At 62.1% G+C, this 5776-nt stretch carries 6 protein-coding genes and 1 pseudogene; 2 read left to right on the top strand and 5 right to left on the bottom strand.

The genetic code is table 11. The annotated features are described in order from the left end of the window. Nucleotides 1-28: 28 nt before the first annotated feature. Entirely contained in the window at nt 29-892 is an 864-nt protein-coding gene (locus WA702_RS16945) for a class I SAM-dependent methyltransferase (protein WP_408131368.1), read from the bottom strand. Nucleotides 893-1317: 425 nt separating this feature from the next. After that, on the bottom strand, nt 1318-2211 hold the full coding sequence (locus WA702_RS16950) for an NAD(P)/FAD-dependent oxidoreductase (RefSeq protein WP_087751123.1): 894 nt from the start codon (nt 2209-2211) through the stop codon (nt 1318-1320). A gap of 272 nt (nt 2212-2483) precedes the next feature. On the opposite strand from WA702_RS16950, the gene WA702_RS16955 reads away from it, so the two are divergent. Both WA702_RS16955 and WA702_RS16960 read left to right on the top strand, forming a co-directional pair. After that, nucleotides 2484-3119, top strand: coding sequence for a TetR/AcrR family transcriptional regulator (locus tag WA702_RS16955; RefSeq protein ID WP_088173859.1), 636 nt, complete (start codon nt 2484-2486; stop codon nt 3117-3119). A gap of 445 nt (nt 3120-3564) precedes the next feature. Continuing rightward, a complete protein-coding gene (locus WA702_RS16960; protein ID WP_408417419.1) occupies nt 3565-4287 on the top strand; it encodes a TMEM175 family protein in 723 nt (240 codons plus the stop codon). A gap of 45 nt (nt 4288-4332) precedes the next feature. Here the strand turns inward: WA702_RS16960 and WA702_RS16965 are convergent, their stop codons facing one another. From WA702_RS16965 to WA702_RS16975, 3 genes and pseudogenes are all read right to left on the bottom strand, one after another. Then, on the bottom strand, nt 4333-4635 hold the full coding sequence (locus tag WA702_RS16965; protein ID WP_408131365.1) for an EthD family reductase: 303 nt from the start codon (nt 4633-4635) through the stop codon (nt 4333-4335). 144 nt (nt 4636-4779) lie between these two features. Then, entirely contained in the window at nt 4780-5532 is a 753-nt protein-coding gene (locus tag WA702_RS16970) for an SDR family oxidoreductase (RefSeq protein WP_425111696.1), read from the bottom strand. Nucleotides 5533-5578: 46 nt separating this feature from the next. Next, a pseudogene (locus WA702_RS16975) lies at nt 5579-5776 on the bottom strand (MFS transporter); the annotation flags it as partial.

Raw genomic sequence — 5776 nt, forward strand, 5'->3', positions numbered from 1 at the left:
GCAGGGGCGTCTCCCCTGATAGTCCCTGTCAGCTTGCCGGATTGCGTGCCGTGACGATCCACGCCGCGCCGTCGATCATCACCGACCGCTCACCGGGGAGGCCCGCGAAGGCGGCACGAACCGCGGCCGACGCGCGGGCGCGGATGTCGTCGGGCTGATCAGCGAGCACGCGCGACAGCGGGCCGACCTCGAGCGTCATCTTCACCGCGTCGTCAATCGCAGCGTCCCGCGTCCCGCCCTCGCCAAACGGGACGGAAGCATCGAAGGGCGCGATGGCGATATCGGTGAAGCCGGCTGCCGTCAGGATGCCCGACACCCGCCCCCGGTCGCCGAACGAAAATGGGCCGGGCGCTTCGGGATCGGGCGGCGCGCTCGACGGCAGGATGCCCTTGATCGCGCCCATCGGCAGGCGCACCCAAGCGTTCTCGGCCGCGCCGCGCCAGCAGACGAAAGCGACCCGGCCGCCCGGCCGCAGCGCGCGTCGCATATGGGCGAACGCCGCTGTCGGATCGTCGAAGAACATCACGCCGAAACGTGAGAACAGAATGTCGAACGCACCCTCGGGCAGCTCGGCGCTGCTGGCGTCCGCCACCTGGAACAGGGCCGGCGTACCCTGTGGCGCAAGCGCGCGCGCCCGGCCGATCAGCGGTTCGGATATGTCCACGCCCAGCACTTGGCCCTCCGGGCCGACGCGAGCGGCCAGTGCCAGACTCGACGCGCCCGCGCCGCAGCCGACGTCCAGCACGCGTTCGCCCGTGACGGGCGCGGCGGCTTCGATCGCGGCTTGGCCGAACACCGACACCATAGCGTCGAGCCGGGCCTGGTTGGCGACCCAGCGCTCCCCGCTTTGACCATTCCAGTCGGCGACCTGATAAGCATTTTGCTCTGCCATGTCATCTCCTTGTGCTGATTCGTTCTTAGCTGAGCCATCCGATCCCAGAGTGCGCATCGTTTCCAGCGATCCCGCCTCCAGCTACCTGGTCACTGGGTGCCGCAGTGCCATCGACTCCAGGTGCGCGACCACGTGTGCGGATGCGCCAATGGATCGCAAACTCTCCAGCCACGGTTCCAACGGGATGTCCATGTAGGTGATTGGACGCCCCAAGACTCTTGTGAAATCTTCGGCGACCTCGCGAAGAGTCTCCGCACGGGGACCGGTCAGCTCGTAAGCCTTTCCAAGGTGAGACCCGGGATTCGCCAACACCTCTGTCACGCACCGCGCAACATTGTGGGCGGCGATTGGCGAGGTCTGCACCAAGTGCTCTCAGCGATTCTGCCCGGCCGGCATTCTGGCGGACCATGGTGCGCACCTTCCTCTTAAACCAGCATCGACTGCTGGGCGAAGATGCCCGCCATCGCGCCCTGCGATGACGCCTGGGTGACCGAGGGCAAGAAGGGCGTTGCGAGGTCGCCGGCGGCGTAGATGCCGGGCGTGCTGGTTTGGCGGCGCTCGTCGACCTTGAGAACGATGCCGAGGGGCGTATCCAACGTGGCGAGGCCTAGTGATTCATGCAGTATCGCGGACGGCTTGTTACGCGGATGGGCGAACAGGACGTCGACCGCAACATTGCGGCCTGTATCGAGATTGACGGTGGCGATATGGCCCTCGTGATGGGCGATCTCGACGATACGGCCATCGACGACAGGTATCTTGCGGCGCGCCAGATCGGCCTGGATATCGGATGGAATGTCGTGACCATCGGAGAATACAGTCAACTTGTCGGTCCAATCATGGAACAGCCTGACAGACTGGTGCGACTGCGGGCCGGACCAAACGAGGCCCCAATGCTGGCCGGCGACTTCAAAGCCATCGCAGTAGGGGCAGGGCACGATGGACGTGCCCCAGCTTTCGGCAAAGCCCGGAACATCAGGCATCTGGTCGGCGACGCCATAGCTCAGGATCAAACGGCGCGCCCCTAGCCTTTCGCTATCATCAGTGACCACGCAGAAATCGTCGATGGCGCCAGACACGCTCTCGGCACGGGCATTGACCAGCCTGATCGTTGGATAGCGCGCAAGTTGCTGCCGCGCCTCGAGCAGTATGTCCAGTGGCGGCTTGTGATCGTGGCCGAAGAGGCCATGGGAGTGGCCAGCAAAGCGGTTGCGCGGACGGCCGGTGTCAAGAACGGTGACGTTGCGGCGGGCACGGCCGAGTTGCAGGGCGGCCGCGAGGCCGGCAAAGCTGCCGCCGATGATGATGACGTCATTCATGGTGATGGGCTCCGTGTTGTGGATGGAGGGGGCTGGGCCTGGTGCGCAATATCGTCCAGCGATCCGCGGTCAAGATGGGCAGCGAGCAGGGCTTCGGCGTCGACGAGAAAGTCGCCCATCACTGTGGACCGGCGGGCCATTGCCGCTTCGATATCACCGGGCGCCCTTTGGGAAAACCTCTTCGGAGGACGCGACCCATTGGCTTGCACATTCAAGATACTGCGTGGTATCGTAATTAAATAATTGAGATACTGTCAAGTACTGGAATTGTCGTGACCGAAAATAAACAGGCCCGACGTGGCCGGCCCGCCAATGAGGCGCTTGCCCAAACGATCGTTGACGCAGCGAGCGAACTGTTTGTGGAATTGGGTTTTCAAGCGACGACGTTGGACAAGGTCGCCCAGCGGGCGAAGATATCCAAGCTCAGCATCTATCGGCACTTCGAGAACAAGGAAGCGCTGTTCAGCGCGGCCATCGCGGCCGGCTGCCATCAGCTGTTTGCACCTCAGGTCCTTCTTGAAGGCGTCGACGGTTCGGTCGAAGATCAGCTCATGGCGGTGGGATCATCACTGCTTCGCACGCTGTTGAGATCAGATGTTCGCAGTGTCGAGGCCATGGTCATGGCCGACAAGACGAATCAAAACTCGTTAAGCAAGCTCCATTACGAAGCTGGCCCCGCCCATGTCATCGCCCAGATCGAGGCCCTGTTGCGTCAATTGCACGCGAAGGCGCTTCTGAACGTGCCCGATCCTCTCCGGTCGGCCCGCTTGTTTGCCGCGCTTTTCAAAGGATCCGATCTTCTGATGGTCGCACGCTTCGATCCGGTGAGAGCAGCGGACGACAACGAAATCGAATCCTATTGCCGGTCGGCCGTCGCCATGTTCATAGCCGCGCACGGTGGCATCTGAAGGTGCGCTATCGTGGCTTGATGAAGAACCCGCAGCAGTTGTTTCGATCCGTTGAACGACAAGCTGATTGGCTCGCGAGCAATTCGTGGGCGAAAGACGTCATTCTTGCAAGGCGTAAGCCTCCTCGCCAAATCACCGATCTGAGCGTCCGCAGAGGCCGATGATTTGTCCTCCAGGCGACGGCCCTGAATGACCGTTCCACTCCGATACCTACCCTTAGAACGGAGACTGCTCGACCAGCTGCAATGGCTCGGGTCCGGAAGTTCTAGCCCAGATGGCACGTGGACGCGCGGCGCTTGCATGGTGATCTTCGGCAACCGGCCAAAAGCGCTCATACTAGGTCGCAGACAATTCGAACGCTTCCTCTGCAACTTCCCATGGCGGGATGTAATCCAGACGGTCCAACGAGGATTGTGCGTGCTGTGCCGGGAGGAGCAGCTCCGGCTTGCGCGAAAGGACTCACGTGATGTTACGTAATAGGCGAAACCAACCTGCCGACGCGCAAACGCATGGTGCCGAGCGCGGACTTGACCGCTTCGAGGGGTTCAGCGACGCGGTTTTCGCAATCGCGCTGACCCTGCTGATCGTCGAGATCAAGGTCCCCGGATCTCCCGAAGGCACGCATGACTACAGCGACCTGGCGCGCGCCATGGCGGAGCAGTGGCGCGAATTTCTCGCGCTCATTCTCTGCTACGTCGTGATTGGGGCGTACTGGCTGCAACACCATTATTCGGGTCGCATTTACGCCAAGAGTGATCACTGGTTCGGCGTGATCAACCTCCTGTTCCTGCTGGCGATCGTCGTCATTCCTTATCCAATCCGCGTCTGGTGCTTCCACCTCGGCACGGGCTTCGAGCCCGCCGCGTCAGTGACCCTTGTTGCCGGTCTTGCCCTGACCGCCTGCACGTGGATGGCGAAGTGGTTCTACGCAATGCCAGGCCGCCGGCTGATGGACGAACGGCTCGCGCCCGATTTCCTCCAGCAGATGACACGTCGCTACGGAGTCGCGACGCTGCTCCAGATCGCTGCAATTCCCGTCGTCATCGCGGCGTCGCGCATCGGAGTCGCCATTGCACTGCTGTGCGTCGCCTTCTTTCTGCTGCCACAGCCCACGCCGCGCTACAAGCCCAGAGAGGAGCCGAGCGAGGCTGAGAAATTGAACAAGTAGCTATTGCGCGAGGTGAATCCAAAAACATTGACGCTGCGATGCCGCTCAGAACGCCGTGAACAGGCTCCGCAACACGACTTGCGCGTCGGTGAAGTTCTTCACATCGTCCATGACTTGCTGTGTTTTAGCGCTCGCCAGCGCGTCATGGACGCCTTGTTCCGAGGAAAAGGTGTAGACGCCAATGGATTTCCAGCCATCGGCTTCAGCGTACGGAAAAAACGCCTCCGCAGATTGCATCCCGTACTCTTCCCAGCATGACCGCGCCAGGTTGAAGTGATCATTCGCGTAGTAATCCCGATCGAACTTCGTGTTGGCGTCGCCGGTGCAGACCACGATCATCTTTGTCATATGCCTTTCTCTCTCCATTACCGTCATAAGGGCAACGTCGCCCGGCCCGCCATCGTTGTAGGGGGAGGGCCGTGCTGGTCGATCTGATGGATTTGCCGTGGGTGCAACGCCCGGGGAGGTCAGTTGTCCTCTCAGGACATCCACTCAGGCGCTGATGCCGCCATCGACGAGAATGCCCGAACCGGTCACATAAGCGGCACCAGGTCCGGCAAGGAAGGCGACCGCCTCGGCAACCTCCCAGGTCGTGCCATAGCGGGCAATTCCCAGGTTCGGAAGAATGGAAGGCGCGAGCGGGCCGTCGGCGGGATTCATGTCGGTGTCGATCGGGCCGGGGCGCACCAGATTGACGGTGATGTCACGAGGACCCACTTCACGCGCAAGACCGCGGGTGAAGCTCTCCATCGCCGATTTGGTGGCCGAATAGACGGCTATGCCAGGAAACGGGACAGACAGGCCTGCGTTGCTGCCGATAGTGATGATGCGGCCGCCGTTCGGGAGGTGCTTCAACGCAGCCTGGGTCGCCACGAAGACGCCGCGCACATTGACGTTCAACTGCAGATTCATCTCCTCCAGCGACTGCTCGGAGAAGGGGCCGGCGATGAGGACACCAGCGTTGTTCACCAGGATGTCCAACCCGCCAAGGTCGGCGACGGCCTGTTCGACCGCGGTCTGCGTGGCGTCCGGGCTGCCGGCGTCGGCCTGGATGGCGACGGCCGTGCGGCCCAGGGCGCGGATTTCAGCGGCGAGCGCCTCGGCCTTTGCGGCCGATTTCTCATAGGTGATCGCGACGTCGGCGCCGTCTTCGGCCAGCTTCAGTGCGATGGCCGCGCCGATGCCACGTGCTGCACCGGTCACAAGCGCGCGCTTGCCGGCGAGAGGAAAGGTGGAACTGTTCATGGCAAGAATTTCTATGTTTGGATAATTTCGTATCGATCTTGATTCTTCATGATTCCCGGAGTCTCCAACTTAGTCCGGCTGCCAGTGCCAGTGACGCGCCTATGGCCAATGAAGCCACCGCAAAGCCCAGCTGCACGTCCTGAGCGCTTGCACCATCAGGCGCGATCGCGATGAATAGACCGCCGAACAAGGCGACGCTTACTGCAGCGCTGATCTGCAACGTAGCGCTTACCAGGCCCGAGGC

Origin of the sequence: Bradyrhizobium sp. (assembly GCF_049798375.1) — a bacterium.
GTDB lineage: Bacteria > Pseudomonadota > Alphaproteobacteria > Rhizobiales > Xanthobacteraceae > Bradyrhizobium.